At 59.2% G+C, this 19,665-nt stretch carries 20 protein-coding genes; 9 read left to right on the top strand and 11 right to left on the bottom strand.

What is annotated here, in order from left to right; genetic code table 11:
* Positions 1-114: 114 nt before the first annotated feature.
* Positions 115-1,041: a transaldolase gene (gene tal / locus DJ564_RS10975; RefSeq protein ID WP_109629027.1), complete on the top strand. Its 927-nt coding sequence runs from the start codon at positions 115-117 to the stop codon at positions 1,039-1,041.
* Between the two features lie 115 nt (positions 1,042-1,156).
* On the opposite strand, the gene rssC is transcribed toward tal, so the two are convergent.
* Positions 1,157-1,639, bottom strand: a complete 483-nt coding sequence (gene rssC / locus DJ564_RS10970; protein WP_007935262.1) for an anti-sigma factor antagonist RssC — start codon at positions 1,637-1,639, stop codon at positions 1,157-1,159.
* Positions 1,639-2,820 (bottom strand): two-component system response regulator RssB, encoded by a 1,182-nt coding sequence (gene rssB / locus DJ564_RS10965; RefSeq protein ID WP_010456296.1) that lies wholly within the window; start codon positions 2,818-2,820, stop codon positions 1,639-1,641. Before rssB ends, rssC begins: the two co-directional genes overlap by 1 nt.
* A gap of 276 nt (positions 2,821-3,096) precedes the next feature.
* Here rssB and DJ564_RS10960 point away from each other — a divergent pair, with 276 nt between their 5' ends.
* Positions 3,097-3,396 (top strand): PilZ domain-containing protein, encoded by a 300-nt coding sequence (locus tag DJ564_RS10960; protein WP_109629025.1) that lies wholly within the window; start codon positions 3,097-3,099, stop codon positions 3,394-3,396.
* Positions 3,397-3,456: 60 nt separating this feature from the next.
* Here the strand turns inward: DJ564_RS10960 and DJ564_RS10955 are convergent, their stop codons facing one another.
* Positions 3,457-4,146: a VacJ family lipoprotein gene (locus DJ564_RS10955; protein ID WP_109629023.1), complete on the bottom strand. Its 690-nt coding sequence runs from the start codon at positions 4,144-4,146 to the stop codon at positions 3,457-3,459.
* Between the two features lie 200 nt (positions 4,147-4,346).
* Here DJ564_RS10955 and DJ564_RS10950 point away from each other — a divergent pair, with 200 nt between their 5' ends.
* Together DJ564_RS10950 and DJ564_RS10945 are read left to right on the top strand one after the other, a co-directional pair.
* Positions 4,347-4,967 carry a phosphatase gene (locus DJ564_RS10950; RefSeq protein WP_109629021.1) on the top strand — a complete coding sequence of 207 codons (621 nt, stop codon included), beginning with the start codon at positions 4,347-4,349 and terminating at the stop codon, positions 4,965-4,967.
* Between the two features lie 109 nt (positions 4,968-5,076).
* Positions 5,077-5,340: a DUF4404 family protein gene (locus tag DJ564_RS10945; protein WP_109629019.1), complete on the top strand. Its 264-nt coding sequence runs from the start codon at positions 5,077-5,079 to the stop codon at positions 5,338-5,340.
* Positions 5,341-5,423: 83 nt separating this feature from the next.
* Here DJ564_RS10945 and queF read toward each other — a convergent pair whose 3' ends face one another.
* Together queF and DJ564_RS10935 are read right to left on the bottom strand one after the other, a co-directional pair.
* Positions 5,424-6,254, bottom strand: a complete 831-nt coding sequence (gene queF / locus DJ564_RS10940) for an NADPH-dependent 7-cyano-7-deazaguanine reductase QueF (protein WP_109629017.1) — start codon at positions 6,252-6,254, stop codon at positions 5,424-5,426.
* Positions 6,255-6,315: 61 nt separating this feature from the next.
* A complete protein-coding gene (locus tag DJ564_RS10935; protein ID WP_109629015.1) occupies positions 6,316-6,840 on the bottom strand; it encodes a plastocyanin/azurin family copper-binding protein in 525 nt (174 codons plus the stop codon).
* A 155-nt stretch (positions 6,841-6,995) separates the two neighbouring features.
* On the opposite strand from DJ564_RS10935, the gene DJ564_RS10930 reads away from it, so the two are divergent.
* Both DJ564_RS10930 and DJ564_RS10925 read left to right on the top strand, forming a co-directional pair.
* Positions 6,996-7,676 carry a heavy metal response regulator transcription factor gene (locus DJ564_RS10930; RefSeq protein ID WP_109629013.1) on the top strand — a complete coding sequence of 227 codons (681 nt, stop codon included), beginning with the start codon at positions 6,996-6,998 and terminating at the stop codon, positions 7,674-7,676.
* Positions 7,676-9,025 (top strand): heavy metal sensor histidine kinase, encoded by a 1,350-nt coding sequence (locus tag DJ564_RS10925; RefSeq protein WP_109629011.1) that lies wholly within the window; start codon positions 7,676-7,678, stop codon positions 9,023-9,025. Before DJ564_RS10930 ends, DJ564_RS10925 begins: the two co-directional genes overlap by 1 nt.
* 123 nt (positions 9,026-9,148) lie before the next feature.
* Here DJ564_RS10925 and DJ564_RS10920 read toward each other — a convergent pair whose 3' ends face one another.
* The 3 genes from DJ564_RS10920 to DJ564_RS10910 all read right to left on the bottom strand — a co-directional run bounded on the left by DJ564_RS10920 (position 9,149) and on the right by DJ564_RS10910 (position 12,398).
* Positions 9,149-10,393 (bottom strand): lipoprotein-releasing ABC transporter permease subunit, encoded by a 1,245-nt coding sequence (locus DJ564_RS10920; protein ID WP_109629009.1) that lies wholly within the window; start codon positions 10,391-10,393, stop codon positions 9,149-9,151.
* Positions 10,394-10,456: 63 nt separating this feature from the next.
* On the bottom strand, positions 10,457-11,140 hold the full coding sequence (gene lolD, locus DJ564_RS10915) for a lipoprotein-releasing ABC transporter ATP-binding protein LolD (protein WP_178082290.1): 684 nt from the start codon (positions 11,138-11,140) through the stop codon (positions 10,457-10,459).
* Positions 11,141-11,147: 7 nt separating this feature from the next.
* The gene (locus DJ564_RS10910; protein WP_109629005.1) at positions 11,148-12,398 is read right to left on the bottom strand and encodes a lipoprotein-releasing ABC transporter permease subunit; all 1,251 of its coding nucleotides are present in this window, start codon (positions 12,396-12,398) and stop codon (positions 11,148-11,150) included.
* Between the two features lie 94 nt (positions 12,399-12,492).
* Here DJ564_RS10910 and DJ564_RS10905 point away from each other — a divergent pair, with 94 nt between their 5' ends.
* The gene (locus DJ564_RS10905; protein ID WP_109629003.1) at positions 12,493-13,071 is read left to right on the top strand and encodes a PilZ domain-containing protein; all 579 of its coding nucleotides are present in this window, start codon (positions 12,493-12,495) and stop codon (positions 13,069-13,071) included.
* Between the two features lie 14 nt (positions 13,072-13,085).
* Complete coding sequence (locus DJ564_RS10900) at positions 13,086-13,808, top strand: glycerophosphodiester phosphodiesterase family protein (protein WP_109629001.1); 723 nt, start codon at positions 13,086-13,088, stop codon at positions 13,806-13,808.
* A gap of 42 nt (positions 13,809-13,850) precedes the next feature.
* Here the strand turns inward: DJ564_RS10900 and sthA are convergent, their stop codons facing one another.
* Positions 13,851-15,245 (bottom strand): Si-specific NAD(P)(+) transhydrogenase, encoded by a 1,395-nt coding sequence (sthA, locus tag DJ564_RS10895; RefSeq protein ID WP_109628999.1) that lies wholly within the window; start codon positions 15,243-15,245, stop codon positions 13,851-13,853.
* Positions 15,246-15,452: 207 nt separating this feature from the next.
* Positions 15,453-16,439, bottom strand: a complete 987-nt coding sequence (locus DJ564_RS10890; RefSeq protein ID WP_256597491.1) for an FAD:protein FMN transferase — start codon at positions 16,437-16,439, stop codon at positions 15,453-15,455.
* Positions 16,440-16,635: 196 nt separating this feature from the next.
* Here DJ564_RS10890 and DJ564_RS10885 point away from each other — a divergent pair, with 196 nt between their 5' ends.
* On the top strand, positions 16,636-17,934 hold the full coding sequence (locus DJ564_RS10885; protein ID WP_109628995.1) for an MFS transporter: 1,299 nt from the start codon (positions 16,636-16,638) through the stop codon (positions 17,932-17,934).
* 193 nt (positions 17,935-18,127) lie between these two features.
* On the opposite strand, the gene DJ564_RS10880 is transcribed toward DJ564_RS10885, so the two are convergent.
* Positions 18,128-19,591, bottom strand: a complete 1,464-nt coding sequence (locus DJ564_RS10880; RefSeq protein ID WP_109628993.1) for a glyceraldehyde-3-phosphate dehydrogenase — start codon at positions 19,589-19,591, stop codon at positions 18,128-18,130.
* Between the last annotated feature and the right edge of the window lie 74 nt (positions 19,592-19,665).

The following is a 19,665-nucleotide window of genomic DNA, read 5'->3' as shown; positions in this document are numbered from 1 at the left end:
TTCAAACATCCGTTTCGCGGATGTTGCCCACGGGGCCACCGATACGTACATGCACCCTTGAGTGGCTGTCAGCGCTCGGGTAATGTCATTAGACCCATAGGACAGAGCACGCCCATGACTTCCAAGCTGGAACAACTCAAACAAATGACCACCGTCGTTGCCGACACCGGCGACTTCGAAGCTATCGCTCGCGTAAAACCCGTCGACGCTACCACCAACCCTTCCCTGCTGCTGAAAGCGGCCGCCATCCCCGGTTATGCCGAACTGCTCAACGCCTGCGTTCACGACTGCAAGGGTGATGTGGGCCTGGCCAGCGACCGATTTGGCGTGGCGGTAGGGCAAGAAATTCTGAAAGTTGTACCAGGCCGTATTTCCACCGAAGTGGATGCACGCCTTTCGTTCGACACTGACGCCGTATTGAAGCGTGCGCACCGTTTGATCGAGCTGTACGACAAGGCCGGCATTGGCCGCGATCGCGTGCTGATCAAGATCGCCTCCACCTGGGAAGGCATTCGCGCCGCCGAGAAACTGGAAAAAGAAGGCATTCAAACCAACCTGACGCTGCTGTTCTCGTTTGCTCAGGCTGCAGCGTGTGCTGACGCTGGCGTGTTCCTGATTTCGCCATTCGTAGGCCGCATCTACGACTGGTACAAGAAAGCCAACGGCAACGACTACACCGGCGCGGATGATCCGGGCGTGCAGTCCGTCACGCGCATCTACAACTACTACAAGGCCAATGACTACAAGACCGTGGTCATGGGTGCGAGCTTCCGTAACCTGAATCAGATCGAGCAGTTGGCGGGGTGTGATCGCCTGACCATCAGCCCGGACCTGCTGGAGAAGCTGGCAGCGGACACTGGCAAACTGGAGCGTAAATTGGCCCCGGGCCATGCGGGTGAGGCGCGCTTGAGCCTGAATGAAGCGCAGTTCCGGTGGTTATCCAACGAAGATGCAATGGCGACCGAGAAACTGGCTGAGGGGATTCGTCAGTTCGCTCGCGACCAGGAAAAACTCGAAGCACTGCTGCAAGCCAAGCTCTGATTCAGCAAGAGCAAACGCAAAAAGGGCGAACCTTAACGGGTTCGCCCTTTTTTATGCGTAGATTTTGGGGCCGCTTCGCAGCCCAGCGGGAGCAAGCTCCCTCGCCACATAGAGATTAGTGGCGCTCTAGGGCATTCACCAGGTCATGGAATGCTTCACGATTAGAGTCATTCAGGCCCATGAGGATTTTGTGTGCCTCAAGCACTTTGATCCGCACCACTTCTTCGGACTGATCCTGGTCTGGCAAGTCGGTCAGGCACTCAGGGCACGGGATCGGGCGGTCAACGATGTTAAACACTTGCTCGAAGCCCATGGACTGCAGCAAACGGGTGATGTCTTCATGGGTGGTGACGACGGTCGGCAGCAAGCCGACCTTTTGCCGCGACAGGATCGACAGTTTGGCCAGCAGGCCAAGGGTGGTGCTGTCGATGCTGCGGGTTTCGGTCAGGTCGATCACGATCGCGTTGAAGTTCAACGCGGTGAAGATCCGCTCAATAGTCGCATCCAACGCCGAACACAGGGTCAGGCGAACTTCACCGACGAACTTCAGGACGAAGGTGCCATCCTGCTCGGCGAACTGGATTCTACCGGTACTCATCAAAGATTCCTGCTCAACACCAACAGGGCGATATCATCCGGCATCTCCCCTAGCGTGGCCAATCCAAAAACCTGCCGCAGACCATCCAGGCTGCCGCCCGCTGCCTTGACCCGCTGGGGCAAAGCCGCTTCTTTTTCTTTGAGTGTAGGTTCTGGCAAAAGGTCCAGAATGCCATCGGACATCAGCGTCAGGCTGAACGTCGGCGGCAGTTCCAGCACGTGGTCTTCATAGGTGGCTTCATTAAAGAGGCCCACCGGCAGACCACGTCCTTCCAGATAACGAACACTGTCTGGCGTGTACAACACAGGCAACGGCAAATGACCACCGATGCTATAGGTCAACAAACCTGTCTCCTCGTCGATGACTCCACCGACCATTGTGACGTGTTTACCCAGCTTACAACTGATCAGGCCCCGGTTGATATGACCAAGGACCTCTGAAGGCTTGAATTCCGGCAATGTGCCGCTGCGCTTGGATTCGAACAGCAGGCGCGTGGTCATGAATTTCAGCAGCACGGTGACGAAGGCTGAAGAGGCGCCATGACCGGAAACGTCCGCCAGGTAGAAGGCTACCCGACGCTCGTCGACCCGAAAGTAGTCAACGAAATCACCCGACAGGTACAGCGACGGGATGATCTGGTGGGCAAACTGGAACTCGTCGATGGTCCAGGGGCTGACCGGCAGCATGTTCATCTGCACCTGGCGACCGGCGTTCTGGTCTTCCTGGAGCAGGTTCAGGCTGGCGGCGAGCTCGCGGTTGGCCTTTTCCAGCTTCTCGCGGTAGCGCTGGTTTTCCAGCAGCAGACGCGCGCGATCCAGGGCCCGGCGCACAGAATGCTCGAGCACAGCCAGATCCTCGAGAGGCTTGATCAGGTAGTCCGCCGCGCCCAGGCGCAAAGCCTCGACCGCGTCGTTCATCACACCGGCACCCGAAACCACAATCACCGGGGTTTGCGGCGACAGCTCCGTGACCTGGCGAATGAGTTCGAGTCCGCCCATCTGCGGCATGCGCAGATCGCAGATGACCAAGTCGGGCTTGTCTTGCTCGAATACCTGAAGACCCTGCTGACCATTGCTGGCCTGCAGGACACTGAAACCACTGTCTTCCAAGTAGGCCGCGAGGCTCGCGCGCACTACTTCGTCATCATCGATTATCAGCAGCGTGGCACTGGTTTTTGGCATGTGGGCAAACGGCGCCAGAATTAGGTTGGCGTAGCAGGCACGGGGTTTAACCCGGCTCACACTACTGGATTCGCTTACTAGCCTCTCTGTCGCACCGTTATCGGGCATTTGCCCTACACACAGGTACACCAGAGGTGCCCTTCTAAGGCGCAGACGGTACTCCCATCCGCGGGGCGTTTCAAGCTCACGCCGATGGTCGCTTGACGTCTTTACTTGTCAAATCACCGGGAGTTATAAGAACAGGCAAATCCGTAACCCAATGGAAGGATGAAGCTCATGAGCCAAACCGATCGGGACTACAGCGAAAAGCGCGATTTCATCCGCATGCGGGTCGATGCCGATGTGTCGCTGATTCACGAAGGTGATGAGGTGCCAGCCGTCTGCATCGACCTCTCCAGCAGCGGCATGCAGGTCGAGGCACCCCGCCTGTTCAAGGTCGGTGACCGGATCAACGTGCGCATCGATTCCGACCACGCTGCGCTCAAAGGCCTTGAAGCCGACACCGAAGTGGTCTGGGTAAAGGAACAGGACGGTGGCAGTCAGAAACTCGGGCTTACAATCTTGAAGATGAAATAAGCCCTGACCCAAACGAAAGAAGGCGGCCGATTGGCCGCCTTCTTCATTTACCGGTCGAGATCAAAAATCGTCTTCGACCTGGCCGTCTTTGACTTTGAACTCGCGGTTCTGCAAGTACGCATTGCGGATGAAGGTGTACTTGTCGCCGGTGATCAGCTTCTCGCTCGACAGCAAGCTGGCGCGGGTATCGACGATGTTCAGGCCGAAGATCGAGTTACGCACGGGCACGTCGTTGATATAGCGGTACGGGCCGGTGTAGCCGTCGACGTACTTGGAGGGTGCGTCACGCAACGTGCTTGGACCCAACAGTGGCAGCATGACGTACGGGCCGCTGCCCACGCCCCAGTAGCCGAGCGTCTGGCCAAAGTCTTCATCGCTACGATTCAGGCCCATCTTCGTGCCGACATCGAAGAAGCCCAGCAAGCCGAAGGTGGTGTTGAAGATCAGTCGCGCCGTGTCTACGCCCGCGGCTGCCGGTTTGACCTGCAGGACGTTGTTGGCAAGGTTGGTGACATCACCGACGTTGCGAAACATGTTGTGAATCCCGTCTTCCAGAAACTGCGGCGTCACGAACTGATAACCCTGAGCGATTGGCTTCAGTGCATAGGTGTCGACGAAATCATTAAACTGGAAGATAGGACGATTGACGCTTTCCCAAGGGTCTTCTTCCGTGGCGGCCTGGGCTGCAAACGGAACCAGCAACACGCTGGCACACACACTAAGCTGAGCTAGACGATTGCTCCAGCGCATAGAAAACTCCTTGGATTGTACTGACATGGGCACTTGGCCCAGGCGATAAGCTGGCTAGTATAAGACGGAAAAGCCGATTTAGGGCAGCCTCGCGCGCATTGGCCTGTGGATGATTCACCCTGATTGAGAGCGCTTCATATCAGTGTCACTCAACTGTCACCGGCAACGCATAGGCTTGTCGCTATTTCAGGGACGTTGATATGCCGCACGCCGAAGCCTTGCCCCTCGCTGCACCCAGCCTGACCGCCGTATTGTTCGGGCTCAGCGGTTGCCTGGTGGACTTCGGCGCCCGGATACGCCAGAACGATGCTCACACGCTCGAACATGCCGAGCTCACACCTGGCGCGCTGGACAGCCTGAACGGCTTGCAGCGTCAGCAGATTCCTTGTGCCTGGCTGGACGAGTTGTCCCCCGCCCTCAGCCATTCGCTGGCCGGCGCCCTGCCTGCGTGGATCAAACCCTCGCAACACCACGCAACAATCAATCCTTGGCCGGCGCCGAACGCCTGTTGGCAAGCCTTGATGACCTTGAATGTCCAACGACTGGACGGTTGCGTGCTGGTCAGCGGCGAACCGCGATTGCTGCAATCGGGACTGAACGCCGGGCTGTGGACGATCGGCCTGGCGTCCTGCGGCTCGCTTTGCGGGTTGGCACCCAGCGCATGGCAGGCCTTGAGCCAAAAGGAACGCGAGCATCGGCGCGGTAAAGCGACCGTGCAGCTGTTCAGTCTGGGCGTACATTCGGTGATCGATCACTTGGGCGAACTCGATACCTGCCTGGCCGACATCAGCCTGCGTCGGCTCAAGGGCGAAAAGCCCTGATCGAGATCATGCACGTTGCACAGGAGTGGATTAATCTAAAGGCAAGCCATAGACCTTTGGCGCGCTGCTGCGGTCTATGCCAGTGCCTATCGATAAAAGGAAGAACGCCATGCCTGCCCGCGAACTGCAAGAACAGCTCAATACTCTGCGCGAGCAATTGGAACAGAATCCGCCCCTGACGGAAGCCGAGCGCGAAGACCTGCACGCGCTGATGCAACAGATCGAATTGGAGCTCGAGATCGAAACCAAAACCCAGGACTCCAGCCTCGCCGACAATGTGAACCTGGCCGTCGAGCGCTTCGAAATTGAACACCCTACCCTTGCTGGCACCTTGCGCAACATCGTGCAAGCCTTGGCCAACATGGGGATCTGAACCCTCCAGATGCAAAAAAGCCCCGCTATCGCTAGCGGGGCTTTTTCATTTCTAGGAAATGCTTTCCCTTGTGGGAGCGGGCTTTATTGGCGGACCAACCGATGGTTCGGCAATTGCACGTCTTCAGTGCTGCGATACGGGTTGATGTCCAGCCCACCACGCCGCACATATCGCGCATAGACCGTCAACTTTTCCGGTTTCAGCAACCGCTGCAAGTCGAGGAAAATCCGCTCCACGCACTGTTCATGAAAGTCCGAGTGCTGACGGAAGCTCACGATGTATTCCAGCAGACTCGCGTGATCCAGCGCTGCGCCGCGGTATTCCACCGCCACGCTGCCCCAGTCCGGCTGGCTGGTGACCGGGCAGTTGGATTTGAGCAAATGGCTGTGCACGCTCTCTTCGACAATGCGCGAATCGTCGCAACGCAGCAGCTCCGGACGCGGATGCTCGTAGTTGCTGACGCTGATTTCCAGGTCATCGATGCACACGCCCGGCAACGCCACAACGCCTTCGGCTTCAACATCCTTGAGGCTACGAATTCGCACTCCAACCGGCTTGCCGGCAGCGGCCGACAGGTCTTCCACCAGCGTCGCTTCAAGGGTCGCGGTGTCGGCAAAAGGCGTCTGGTTCAACGAGTTCAGGTACAGCTTGAACGACTTCGACTCGATGATGTTCGGCGAATCCGCCGGGATGCTGAATTCGCCAATCGCCACCACCGGTTTGCCGGACGGCAACAGCCACGACAGCTCGAAGCAGTTCCAGATGTCCACACCTTTGTAGGGCAGGGTCTGCGCCGTCAGGCCCAACTCGGCCCATTTCGCAGTGCGCGGGATCGGGAACAGCAGGGACGGCGTATAGGTGGCGATGTATTCGCTGGATTTGCCCAGCGGCGAGTGTTCGGCTGCGGGATGCATGGCGGAAACCTGACTGAAGAATCAGCGGATTCTACCAGCCTTTGCGCCCGCCTTTGAGTGCTTACTGACTGACAGTCAGTTTGCCGACCATGCCCGCCTGATAGTGACCGGGAATATTGCAGGCAAATTCCAGGCTGGTGGCCTTGGTGAAGGTCCAGGTCAGCCCGGCGGTTTTACCCGGTTCCACGAGGACGCTGTTCGGGTCATCGTGTTTCATCATTCCGTGATCCATGCCGGCCATCGAACCGTGATCCATTTCCTTCATGCCTGTAGGCGTGAGCATGCCGCTCTGCTGCATCTTCAACATTTCCTGCTGATGCCGGGCATGCATCGCTGCGTCGCCGAGGTTGAATTCATGCAGCAACTGGCCTTTATTCACCAACACAAAACGAACCGTCTCACCGGCCTTGATATCGATTGCCTTGGACGTGAACGACATGTCGCCCATCACCACCTCGACACTGCGGGTCGCCTTGGCCGCCGGGGCCGGTTGACCGAAATCGTAGGTAGGCGCCGGTGATGCCCACACCGGCGAGCTCAGTGCCAGCAAACTCGCGGCCAGCCCCAAAGGTTTGCGCAAAAACATAGTCGTACTCCAACAAGATAAGATTCAGCCTGTGGAAAACTCTAAACTGTCGCCACTGCCCACAACCTGACAGCCAGATTACAACTCTGTCAGGTTGAGCTGTATCAACGCCGCCCACGGTATAAAGCGTTCGTTCCATTTGCCTCGAGTCGCCCATGAAACTGCTGATCGTCGAAGACCAACCGAAAACCGGCCACTACCTGCGCCAGGGCCTGACCGAGGCCGGTTTCACCACTGAGCTGGCGGCCGACGGCAATACCGGGCAACAACTGGCGTTGAGTGGCGATTACGCGCTGTTGATCCTTGATGTGATGCTACCGGGCCGCGATGGCTGGCAAATTCTGCGAGCGGTGCGCGGCGCCGGTCTCGATACGCCGGTCCTTTTTCTGACGGCGCGAGATGCGGTGGAGGACAGAGTCCACGGCCTCGAATTGGGTGCCGACGATTACCTGGTCAAGCCGTTCGCCTTCTCCGAGTTGCTGGCGCGGGTCCGCAGCTTGTTGCGACGTGGCAGTGCTTCGCCGCAGGAAACCAGCCTGCAACTGGCCGACTTGCGCATGGATTTGATCCGCCGCCGGGTAGAGCGAGGCGGTCAGCGCATCGACCTGACAGCCAAGGAATTCGCGCTGCTGGAAATGCTCCTGCGGCGCCAGGGCGAAGTGTTGCCCAAATCGCTGATCGCCTCCCAGGTCTGGGACATGAATTTCGACAGCGACACCAATGTCATCGAGGTCGCGATCCGCCGTTTGCGCCTGAAGGTCGACGATGAGTTCCCCAACAAGCTGATTCATACCGTGCGCGGCATGGGTTATGTCCTTGAAGAGCGCCCTGCCTGATGCGTCGACTTTCGCTGAGCAGCCGTCTGGCGCTGCTGTTTGCGGCCTGTACCGCCGTGGTTTCATTGTTTGCCGGGGTATTGTTCAGTCGCGCCAGTGAGGCGCACTTCATTGAGCTCGACCAGCAGTTGCTGGAGGGCAAGTTGATTGGTTTGCGTCGGGCGCTGCACGACATTCAGTCGAGTGAAAGCGAAGTCAAACTGGCTGACGAGCTGAGCCAGCAGGCGGATCTGTCGCTGCGAATCACCGGCAGCGATGGCCAGCGCTGGTATGACAGCTCGGCGCGGCTGCCGCAAAAAACCCCGCAAAAACCGGGTTTATCCACGCTGAACGATGACGGCACCGATTATCGCGTGCTGAATGCGCCGTTATTTGTCGACCGCCCCGATTCACCACAACTGACCTTGCTGCTGGACATCACCCATCACCAGCACTTTCTTCAACGCATGCAGCACCTGATCTGGCTAACTGTCGGTTTGTCAGCGCTGGCCACCGCGCTGCTCGGTGCATGGGCAGCCCGCAGTGGCTTGCGCCCGTTGCGGCGTATGAGTGCGATTGCCAGCGGCGTATCGGCACAATCGCTCAATGCCCGGCTGCCCGAAGCGAATATGCCGTCGGAACTCACGGAATTGGCCCACAGCTTCAACGCCATGCTCGGACGCCTCGACGACTCGTTTCAACGTCTTTCGGCGTTTTCCGCTGACATCGCCCATGAACTGCGCACGCCACTGTCAAACCTGCTAACCCACACCCAGGTCACCCTCACCCGCCCTCGGCCGATAGAGGATTATCGCGAAGCGCTGCACAGCAATCTCGAAGAACTGCAATGGATGGCGCAACTGGTCAACGACATGCTGTACCTGGCCAAGGCTGACCATGGTTTGCTGACGCCCAAGCACGAACCCCTGGAACTGGCAGAAGAAGCGGATGTGTTATTGGAGTTCTTTGCGCCGTTGGCGGAAGACGCCCGGGTGACAATGAGCCGTGACGGCTGCGCGCGGATGGCGGGCGACCGCAGCATGTTGCGGCGGGCGCTGTCCAATCTGCTGGATAACGCGATGCGGTTTACGCCCGCTGATGGCGAGGTTCGGGTGCGGATTGTCGATCAGGTCAACGGCTTGAGTTTGACGGTTGAGAACAGTGGCGAAGGCATTGATGCGGCGTTGCTGCCGCGATTGTTTGACCGGTTTTATCGGGGTGATCCGGCGCGCCAGGAAGGCAGCAGTGAACATGCGGGGTTGGGGTTGGCGATTACGCAGTCGATCATTCGTGCCCATGGTGGACAGATTCGATGTGAATCGGAGAATGGGTGGACGCGGTTTGTGATTGAGTTGCCGAAGGGGGATTGAGGCCAGCAGGCCTGGCCCCTTCGCGAGCAAGCCCGCTCCCACAGGGTTTCGAGCCGTTCACAATATTGTGATTCAACTCGATCACTGTGGGAGCGGGCTTGCTCGCGAAGGCGGTATCAGGGCTTACGAATACCGCAACGCGTGAGCCGGCTCGATCTTCGCCGCACGCCAAGCCGGGTATACCGTCGCCAGGAAGCTCAAGACGAACCCCGCCGAGCAGATCAACAGCACATCCCCACCCTGCAGTTCCGAAGGCAGGTTGCTGACGAAATACACGTCGGAACTGAAGATGTGCTGGCCACTGACCCGCTCCATCCAGCCCACCAGCTCACTGACGTTCAACGCCGCAATCACGCCGAGCACGCCACCGATCAAGGTGCCGACAACCCCGATCACCGTGCCCTGCACCATGAAGATCGCCATGATCTGCCGCGGTGTCGCGCCGATGGTGCGCAGGATCGCGATGTCCGCGCCCTTGTCGTTCACCACCATGATCAGCGTTGCGATGATGTTGAACGCCGCCACCGCGACGATCATCAGCAACAGCAGACCGATCATGGTTTTTTCCATCTTCATCGCGCTGAACAGGCTGCCCTGGGTGTGGGTCCAGTCGTCAGCCCTGTAAGCAGTGCCCAGCCCGCTGGCAACATCACTGGAGACCTTCGGCGCCGCGTACAAATCCTTCACCGCCAAACGCACGCTCTGCACCTGGTTCGGTTCCCAGTGCTGCATCTGCGCGGCATCGGCGACGTGGATCAGCGCCATCGAGCCATCCAGCTCGGCGCCGACCTTGAACACGCCGACCACATTCAGCCGCTGCATGCGCGGGGTGATGCCCCCCGGTGCGCTGCTGATTTCCGGCACGACCAGAGTGATCTTGTCGCCGACGTTCAAGCGGAAACGTCGCGCAGTGATTTCGCCGATCACCACGCCAAACTCGCCCGGTTTCAAGGCATCGAGACGGCCCTGAACAATGTGCTTGGCGACAATAGAGACCTTGCCTTCCAGCGCCGGATCAACACCGCTGACCTGGATCGGCTGCATCGTGCCTTTATAGGAGAGCATGCCTTCCATCTCGGTGAACGGCACGGCAGCGGTGACTTCCGGATTTTTCATCGCGGCGGCGGCCACGGGGTGCCAATCGTCGATCGGCTTCACGCCAACGATGGTCGCGTGCGGCACCATGCCGAGGATGCGCGAGCTCATCTCGCGTTGGAAGCCGTTCATCACCGACAGCACCACGATCATCGCCAGCACACCGAGGGCGAGGCCGATCATCGAGGTCATCGAGATGAAGGAAACAAAGCGATTGCGGCGCTTGGCGCGGGTATAGCGCGTGCCGATAAAGATCGATAACGGTCTGAACATTCGCTGGGGCACCGTATAAAAATAAAAGACCCGACGCGTTCTCACACGTCGGGTTTCGGTCAATCAGATGGGCGTCAGGCAACCTTCCTGCAAATGCAGGACGCGGTCCATCTGGCGGGCCAGGTTCATGTCGTGAGTCACCACCAGGAACGCCGTGCGCATCGAGGTGCTGAGTTCCAGCATCAAATCCTGAATGCCCTGGGCGGTGTGGGAGTCGAGGTTGCCGGTCGGTTCGTCGAGCATCACCAGGCCTGGCTTGTTCACCAGCGCGCGGGCGATGGCCACACGCTGACGCTCGCCGCCGGACAGTTCGGCCGGTTTGTGCTCCAGGCGATGGCCCAGCCCTACCCGCTCCAGCAACGCGGTCGCACGCTGACGCGCTTCCGGGATCGCGGTCTTGCCGATCAGCAGCGGCATGCAGACGTTTTCCAGCGCGGTGAACTCAGGCAGCAAATGGTGGAACTGGTAAACGAAACCCAGCGATCGATTGCGCAACAGACCGCGATTCTTCTCGCTCAGGGCCGACAACTCTTCGCCGTCGAGCCAGACGCTGCCCTTGGTCGGCGTGTCGAGACCGCCCAACAGGTTGAGCAAGGTACTTTTGCCCGAACCCGAGGTGCCGACAATCGCCACGCGCTCACCCGGATGCAGCTCCAGTTGCAGGCCGGCCAGCACTTCGACCGACTCCGGGCCTTCCTCGTAGGATTTGCCCAGGTCGCGGCAGCTCAAGATTGCTTTATCACTCATACCCAACTCACTCATAACGTAGCGCCTCCGCAGGCTGGGTGCGCGCAGCACGCCATGCTGGATACAGGGTGGCGAGGAAACTCAGGACCAACGCGGCGGCGCAGACCATCAATACGTCCTGGCTCTGCACTTGCGACGGCAGGTAATCGATGAAGTAGACGTCGGCGTTGAGGAACTTATGGCCGATCAACCCTTCGAGGGCTGAAATAGCGGCGCTGACGTTCAGCGCGGCGAAAATCCCGACCACGGCGCCGATCAGCGTACCGATCACGCCAATGACCGTGCCCTGGACCATGAAGATCGCCATGATCTGCCCCGGCGTGGAGCCCAGGGTGCGCAGAATCGCGATGTCGCCCTTCTTGTCGTTCACCACCATCACCAGTGTAGAAATGATGTTGAACGCGGCGACGGCGACGATCAGCAGCAACAGCAGGCCGATCATGGCTTTTTCCATGCGGATCGCCTGATACAGATTGCCATGGGTGCGTGTCCAGTCCCGGGCATAGAAATGGTCTTCGCCAAGTTGCTGGGCGATGTTCCACGCCGTGCGCGGGGCCTGGAACAGGTCGTCGAACTTCAGGCGGATCCCCTGGACCTGATCCGGTTTCCAGCGATGCAACTTTGCCAGATCCTGCAGATTGGTGACGCCCAGATAGCCATCGATCTCGCCGGCGCCGACATGGAAGATGCCGACCACGGTGAAGCGTTTCATGCGCGGGAACATCCCGGCCGGGGTCACGGTGACTTCCGGCGCGACGAAGGTCAGCTTGTCGCCGATGGCCGCGCCGAGCTTGGCGGCCGCCTTGTCGCCGATAACGATGCCAAAACTGCCCGGCGTGAGATCGTCGAGTTTGCCCTGCTGCATGAAGTTATCAATGATCGAGACCTGGCGTTCCAGCGCAGGGTCGATGGCATTGAGCAGGACTTTGGAGACCTTGCCGTTGTTGGTCAGCAAGCCCTGCATCTGAGTGAACGGCGCCACGGCCGTCACCTGCGGGTTCTGCTTGACCTTGGCGGCCAGGCTTTGCCAGTCGCTGATCGGTTCACCGGACTCGATGGTCGCGTGGGGCACCATGCCCAACACGCGGGTGCGCATCTCATGATCGAAGCCGTTCATGACCGAAAGCACGACGATCATCACGACTACGCCGAGGGCGAGTCCGATCATCGAGGTCAGGGAAATGAATGACACAAAATGATTGCGGCGCTTTGCACGGGTATAACGCGTGCCAATAAATACGAAGAGAGGTCTGAACATGTCGGGGCTTGTTCGGAGGGAAAAGGAACGTCCTTGTGGCGGGGGTCGATAACCAGCTTTACACTCAGACCACCGCCGCTACCATGGGTTCGCCATGTCGACATTAGATGAAGAAGATCGCCGCGAATACTACCGTATCGAGGACACGATCGCACTGGAAATTCGGCCCCTGTCCGCTCCCGAAGCTGCAGGCCAGGAAGTGTTGCAGGATGCTTCCCCTCTGTTCAACTTGCTCAGCGAACTGCACCTGAGCGAATTCGAGTCGCAGCACCTGCTGCGCCAGATCAGTGAGCGCGACCGCAACCTCGCAGCGTTCCTGAAATCCCAGAACAAACGCATCGATCTGCTGAGCCAGGTGATCGCCATCACCGTGCTCGGGCAGATCGGCGAGCCGCAGCCGGTGATCATTTCCGAAGGCGGCATCGACTTTCAATACCCGACACCCATCGCCGTGGGCGCGCACCTGTCGGTCAAGCTGGTACTGATGCCGCAAGCCCTCGGCCTGTTGCTGCGGGCCAAGGTCACGCATTGCGATCGCAAGGCGGGTGCCTACGACGTCGGCACCGAGTTCGAATACCCGACCGATGCCCAGCGCCAATTGCTCGCCCGCTACATTTTGCAGAAGCAGGCCCAGGAACGACGTCTGGCCCGCGAAAACGAATCAGGCATTTAATTTAAGGAAGAACCGTGACTCTCATCTACGGCCATCGCGGCGCCAAGGGCGAAGCACCGGAAAACACGCTGACCAGTTTTCAGCAATGCCTCAAGCACGGCGTGCGCCGCTGCGAACTGGACCTGAACCTGTCCATGGACAACGAGTTGATGGTCATCCACGACCCGACGCTCAAACGCACTACCGACCGACGCGGCAAGGTCGTCGAGCACACGGCGGCAGAACTGGTGACCTACGACGCACGCAAGGGCGGTCCGGGCTGGATCAAGCCCTGCCCGATCCCAACGCTGGAAGAACTGTTCGAGAAATGCGATTTCGAGCACTGGCAGCTGGAAGTCAAAAGCGCTTCACGCACCCGCGCCGCGACGACCGTGCTGGCGATTCGCGAAATGGCCCAGCGTTTCGGCCTGCTCGACAAGGTCACGATCACGTCGAGCTCACGTGAAGTACTGAAAGCCGCGCTCGACCTGGTGCCGGACGTGTCCCGTGGATTGGTGGCCGAGTATGCGTGGCTGGACCCGTTGAAGGTCGCGCAAAGTTATGGCTGTGAGATTCTGGCGCTGAACTGGACCCTGTGTACGCCGGAACGCCTGCAGAAGGCGCAGCGTCAGGGGCTGCATGTGTCGGTGTGGACAGTCAACGAGCCCGCGCTGATGCGCAGACTCGCCGACTTCGGCGTTGACAGCCTGATTACAGACTTTCCCGGTTTGGCCAGCGCCACCCTCGAGAGTTGCTGAAATCGGTCTCCCCGGCCGGCTCAGGCCACCGGCCGGAGCCGCTCAAAAAAGCCGGTTGAGGCCATCGTACGCCGCTACCCGATAGGCTTCGGCCATGGTCGGGTAGTTGAACGTCGTGTTGACGAAATATTTCAGCGTGTTCAATTCGCCCGGCTGACTCATGATCGCCTGACCGATGTGAACGATCTCCGACGCCTGATAACCGAAGCAGTGAACGCCCAGCACTTCCAGGGTCTCGCGGTGGAACAGGATTTTCAGCATGCCCTGAGGCTCGCCGGCAATCTGTGCACGCGCCATGCTCTTGAAGAACGCCTTGCCCACTTCGTACGGCACCTTGGCCTGGGTCAGCTCCTGCTCGTTCTTGCCGATCGAGCTGATCTCGGGAATGGTGTAGATGCCGGTCGGCACGTCATTCACGAAGCGCCAGCTGCTGTTATCGACGATGCTGCCAGCGGCCGAACGACCCTGGTCATGCGCGGCACTGGCCAGGCTCGGCCAGCCGATCACGTCACCGGCACCGTAAATATTCGGTACGCAGGTGCGGTAGGCTTCGTCGACTTCGATCTGGCCACGGCTGTTGACCTTCACGCCGATATTTTCCAGACCCAGCTGATCGGTGTTGCCGGTACGGCCGTTGCACCAGAGCAAGGCGTCGGCCTTGATCTTCTTGCCGGACTTGAGGTGCAGAATCACGCCGTTGTCCACGCCTTCGACGCGGTCGTAGTCTTCGTTGTGGCGAACCGTGATGTTGTTGTTGCTGAAGTGATAGCTCAGGGCCTGGGAAATTTCCGAGTCCAGGAAGCTCAGCAACTGACCACGGTTGTCCACCAGCTCGACCAGTACACCCAGGCCACTGAAGATCGACGCGTACTCGCAACCGATCACACCAGCGCCGTAAACAATGAGTTTGCGCGGGGTGTGGCCGAGGCTGAGGATGGTGTCGCTATCGTAGATACGCGGGTGATGGAAATCGATGTCGGCCGGGCGATAAGGACGCGAGCCGGTGGCGATGATGATGTGCTTGGCCACCAGTTTTTCGACCACGCCGTTGGCGCAGACCACTTCGATGGTTTGCTCGTCGGCGAAGCTGCCGGTGCCGAAGAACACGTCGACGCGGTTACGGGCGTAGTAGCCGGTGCGCGAGGCGACTTGTTTGGAAATGACTTTTTCTGCGCTTTTCAGCACGTCCGGGAACGAGAACCAGCGCGGCTCACCAATCGCCCGGAACATCGGGTTGGTATTGAACTGCATGATCTGCCGGACCGAGTGACGCAGTGCCTTGGACGGGATGGTACCCAGGTGGGTGCAGTTGCCGCCAACCTGGCGACGGCTATCGACCATCGCCACCTTGCGCCCTGCTTTGGCGGCGTTCATTGCCGCGCCTTCTCCCGCCGGGCCGGAACCCAGTACCACCACGTCGTAGTTGTAGACAGCCATGCGTACTCCTCAGAACAGGCCGCGGCGCCCTCGGCACCTGCGGCTAAATCACGCCGATCTGTGGCGTGAAGGAACAATTTGGGGCCAATGCAGAACCCGGACACAGTCTATAGAAGCGTCAACGCCGGGCACATTAACCCTTGGTCGCGTCGTAGGCTAGTTTTGCCTGCACTACAACGCCAGTCTTCAATGCGCTGATCGCCGCAATCATTTGGTTTTACCACCACTGAGGCGCTCAAAAGCCTGATTGGTTCGTGTGACGAAACCTGTATCGGCACGAATCACAAAAAATGCGCCGATATCGTGTTTTTCTGCGTAGTCCCAACCGCGCTCCGGGCCGAGAATCAGCAACAGCGTCGATAAGCCATCGGCCATTAACGCGGAAGGATTAATCACCGTGACTGACGCCAGGGTGTGTGCGACCGGTGCACCAGTGCGGGCATCGAAGGTGTGGGAATAGCGCTTGCCGTCCTGCTGAAAATAATTGCGGTAGTCACCGGAGGTGGACAGACCGTAGCCGTCGATGGAGATGATGCGTTCGGCCACTTGCTGGTCGTCACGGGGTTCTTCCAGCGCGATCTTCCAGGCTGAGCCATCGAGCTTTTTGCCCGCAGCCTTCAGCTCGCCGGTCACTTCGGCGAGGTAGTTGTGGATTCCCATCGCTTCGAGTTTTTCGGCAATGGTGTCGACGGCGTAACCGGCGGCGATGCTGTTGAAGTCGACTTCGACGGCGGCGTCCTTGCACAACTGATCACGGTCGATGCGCAGGTGTTGGTAGCCGACCCGCTGCCTTACTTCGGCGAGCGCTTGAGCTGCGGGGACTTTTTCCTCGCGGGCCTGCGGGCCGAACCCCCAAAGGTTGAGCAACGGTTCCACCGTCAGGTCGTAGGAGCCTTCGCTTTGTTCTGAGAGTTGCTCGCCGACGCGTACCAGTTTGAGGATTGAGGCTGGCATTTTCTGACAGCGATTGGCAGGCAAGTCGTTGAAGCGCTCGATGTCGGAGTCGCTGCGATAGGTCGACATTTGCTGATCGACGTCTGCGAGGATTTTTTCTACTTGCGCCTGCACCGCTTTCGGCCCGGGCGTGGAGGAATGTCTTACGTATTGAATGGAATAACGACTGCCCATGGTCGGGCCGTCGAAGCGCTCCAGGCTGTCGCCGTTGCCACAACCGGACAAAACGCCGGCCAGCACCACAAGTCCACCCCACCGTCCAGTTAACAAATCTTCATCCCCCCTCAAAACCGCGCCCGCCATTATGGGCCTCAGAGCGCATGGGAGCGAGGTCTGCCAGTGCCCATCAGCAAGACGCAAAACCTGTGGGAGTGAGCCTGCTCTCTCCCACAGGTCCAGCGTTTCAAGCAAGACTTACAAGCGTGAGTACCTGAAAATGTCTTCCAATACGAGCAAAGGCAAAGCGATTTTTCGTGTTGTCAGCGGTAACTTTCTCGAAATGTTCGACTTTATGGTCTATGGCTTTTACGCCACGGCCATCGCCAAAACCTTCTTTCCTGCCGACAGCGCTTTCGCTTCCCTGATGTTGTCGCTGGCCACGTTCGGTGCCGGCTTCCTGATGCGTCCACTGGGGGCGATCTTCCTGGGCGCCTATATTGACCGTCACGGCCGCCGCAAAGGCTTGATCATCACCCTGGCGATGATGGCTGCCGGTACGGTGCTGATTGCCTGCGTGCCGGGTTACGCCACCCTCGGCGTCGCCGCGCCGTTGCTCGTGCTGTTCGGCCGCCTGTTGCAAGGCTTCTCGGCCGGCGTGGAACTGGGCGGGGTGTCGGTGTACCTGGCGGAGATTTCCACGCCGGGTCGCAAGGGCTTCTTTGTCAGTTGGCAGTCTGCCAGTCAGCAAGCCGCAGTGGTATTCGCCGGCCTGCTGGGCGTCGGTTTGAATCACTGGCTCAGCCCGGAAGAGATGGGTGACTGGGGCTGGCGCGTGCCGTTCCTGATCGGTTGCATGATTGTGCCGGTGATTTTCGTGATTCGTCGTTCACTGGAAGAAACGCCGGAGTTCCAGGCGCGTAAACACCGCCCTACCCTGCGAGACGTCGTCCGCTCGATCCGTCAGAACTTCGGTATCGTCATCGCTGGCATGGCGCTGGTGGTGATGACCACCGTGTCGTTCTACCTGATCACCGCCTACACCCCGACCTTCGGCAAAGCCGAACTGCACCTGTCGGATCTGGATGCGTTGCTGGTGACGGTGTGTATCGGTCTGTCGAACTTTTTCTGGCTGCCGGTGATGGGTGCTGTGTCCGACAAAGTCGGGCGTAAACCCCTACTGTTGGCGGCGACCATTCTGGCGATCCTCACCGCCTATCCTGCCCTGTCGTGGCTGGTGGCGAACCCGAGCTTCAGCCATTTGCTGATCGTCGAGTTGTGGCTGTCGTTCCTGTACGGCTCGTACAACGGCGCCATGGTTGTGGCGCTGACCGAGATCATGCCGGTGGAAGTTCGTACGACTGGTTTCTCCTTGGCCTACAGCCTGGCGACTGCAACGTTCGGCGGGTTTACACCGGCGGCGTGCACGTACCTGATCCACGTGCTGGACAACAAGGCGGCGCCGGGGATCTGGCTCAGTGGCGCGGCGGTGTTGGGGTTGATCGCGACGCTGGTGTTGTTCAAAGGCAATCGGCATGAACTGCGGACGGCGCAGGCCGCTGTGGTCGGCGGCGCCTGACAAATCGCTTTCGCGGGCAAGCCCGCTCCCACAGGGATCTGTTGCGCGAACACCATCGAGTGAACACCACCAAACCTGTGGGAGCGGGCTTGCCCGCGAAGAGGCCAGCACAAACAACACATCTCCCACTGACAACCGCCACAAACAAAAACGCCCCGACCAAAGTCGGGGCGTTTTCATGTGCAGCTAAGGCTTAGCGCGGGAATGCTGGCGGGTTTACACCGGCCATGTCTTCCATCACACGAACCACCTGGCAGCTGTAACCGAATTCGTTGTCGTACCAAACGTACAGAACAACGCGGTTGTCTTGGGTGATGGTCGCTTCAGCGTCCACAACGCCTGCGTGGCGCGAGCCAACGAAGTCGGTGGAAACCACCTCCTGCGAATTGACGTAGTCGATTTGCTTATGCAGATCGGAGTGCAACGCCATGTAGCGCAGGTAATCGTTCATCTCTTCACGGGTCGCGGCTTTCTCAAGGTTCAGGTTGAGAATGGCCATCGACACGTTTGGCGTCGGAACGCGGATCGCGTTACCGGTCAGCTTCCCGGCCAGCTCAGGCAGAGCCTTGGCAGCAGCGGTGGCAGCACCGGTCTCGGTGATCACCATGTTCAGCGCGGCACTACGGCCACGGCGATCGCCTTTGTGGAAGTTGTCGATCAGGTTCTGGTCGTTGGTGTACGAGTGAACGGTTTCGACGTGGCCATTGATGATGCCGAACTTGTCGTTGACAGCCTTCAGTACCGGCACGATGGCGTTGGTGGTGCAGGAAGCGGCCGAAACGATCTTGTCATCAGCGGTGATTTCACCGTGGTTGATGCCGTGAACGATGTTCTTCAGCTTGCCTTTGCCCGGCGCGGTCAGAACAACGCGATCGATACCCGGGCAAGCCAGATGCTGGCCCAGGCCATCGGCGTCACGCCATACACCGGTGTTGTCCACCAGCAGCGCGTCTTTGATGCCGTACTGGGTGTAATCCACTTCAGTCGGGTTCTTCGCGTAGATCACCTGGATCAGGTTGCCGTTGGCGGTGATGGTGTTGTTGGCTTCATCAATGGTGATGGTGCCATCGAACGGACCATGAACCGAGTCACGACGCAACAGGCTTGCACGCTTGACCAGATCGTTCTCGGCGCCCTTGCGGACAACGATGGCGCGCAGACGCAGGCCGTCGCCACCACCGGTTTTCTCGATCAGGATGCGCGCCAGCAGACGACCGATACGACCGAAGCCGTACAGGACAACGTCGGTGCCTTTGCGGGCGGCAACGTTTTGCTGGCCAACGACGTCAGCCAGTTCTTCGCGGACGAACTGCTCGGCAGTGCGGCCATTGCCTTCGGCTTTGAACTTGACCGCAAGCTTGCCCAGGTCAACCGAAGCGGCGCCGAGCTTGAGCTCGCTCATCGCCTTGAGCAGCGGGAATGTTTCGTGGACGGACAATTCGCTGTCATCGGACTGACGATGACGAGCAAAGCGGTGAGCTTTGAGAATCGCAATGACTGAACGATTGATCAGGCTGCGGCCATAGATCGAGCTCACCACGTTGTTATTGCGGTAGAGCTGACCGATAAGCGGAATCATCGCTTCTGCGAGTGCTTCACGGTCGATCCATTCACCAAGACACTGGTCGGGCTTCTGAGTCACGGGAACCTTCCACATGTAGGGGCAGAAAAAAGGGGCTACATTATGCCGCCGAGTGCCTCTCGTAGCAATGCGCGCCTGTCGCGCGATCC

It is taken from the genome of Pseudomonas sp. 31-12 (assembly GCF_003151075.1).
Lineage (GTDB): Bacteria > Pseudomonadota > Gammaproteobacteria > Pseudomonadales > Pseudomonadaceae > Aquipseudomonas.
Note: the sequence above shows the minus strand (reverse complement) of the source record. Positions and strands in the feature narration are given on the sequence as shown.